The sequence below is a fragment of the Chitinophaga varians genome, from assembly GCF_014529945.1.
GTDB lineage: Bacteria > Bacteroidota > Bacteroidia > Chitinophagales > Chitinophagaceae > Chitinophaga > Chitinophaga varians.
On the sequence record NZ_JACVFB010000022.1, the window covers coordinates 1 to 1,104 of the forward strand.

The window sequence follows — 1,104 nt, forward strand, 5'->3', positions numbered from 1 at the left end:
GGCGTGGAGCGTTATCCGCTTCCCGGTGCGTTGACCGCCTCCTTACGGGCGCTTAGCCGCGAACAGGACAGCACGCTGTTTATGAGTTTGCTGGCTATCGTCAACATACTGTTATACCGTTATACCGGTCAGGAGGATATTATCACCGGCAGCCCCGTTTCCGGCAGGGAACATGGTGAGCTGGAAGATCAGCTGGGCCTGTATGTGAATACACTGGCGCTGAGGTGCCGCTTCCGGGGCACTGACAGCTACCGGGATGTATTACAGCAGGTACGGCAGGTAACGCTCGACGCGCAGGCGCATCAGGCCTATCCTTTTGATGCACTGGTAGATGAACTGCCGCTGCCCCGTGACACCAGTCGCCATCCGCTCTTTGACGTGATGGTGATGATGGACCATACCACCGTAGCACCTTTGACAGCAGGAGGCTTAACGCTGCATCCTTACGAAGACATGGCCGACGAGGTGGCCAAATTCGACCTGACTTTTACTTTTGAAGATCGGCATGAGAACCTGGCATTGCATGTTTCCTATAACAGTGATATATACACGCCGGGTACCATCCAGCGGATGTGCGCTCATTTTGAGCAGTTGCTGGCTGCTGTTGCCGCAGCGCCGCAGCTTCCGGTTAATGCGCTGGATTACTTACCTGCCGATGAAAGCAACAAGATCATCACGGTATTTAATGATACCGCTGCCAACTGGCCGGATACTGAAACGATTGTTACGTTATTGGAGCAACAGGTGGCCCGCACGCCGGAGCAAACGGCATTGGTATGCGGAGACGTTACCTATACGTATCGTTCGCTGAACGAAGCCGCTAACCGGTTGGGTGATTATCTCAGAAAAGAATATCACATCGGTTCGGAAGACCTGGTGGCGGTACAACTGGACCGCAGCGAATGGATGATCATCGCCATACTCGGTGTACTGAAAGCTGGTGGCGCCTATGTGCCCGTTGACCCTACTTATCCGCAGGAGCGCATCGCTTACATGCTCTCCGACAGCGGCGCAAAGATTGTGATAGACAACGCTATGGTAGAACGTTTCCGGCAGGTGTCTGATGAATATCACCCGGAGAATATTCCTGCTGTAGGCGCCCCT

Annotated in this window: 1 protein-coding gene; it reads left to right on the plus strand. The window is 54.1% G+C overall.

Annotation, left to right across the window (positions count from 1 at the left end):
* A partial coding sequence (locus tag ICL55_RS34865; RefSeq protein ID WP_188106694.1) for a condensation domain-containing protein occupies positions 1 to 1,104 on the plus strand: 1,104 nt, incomplete at both ends.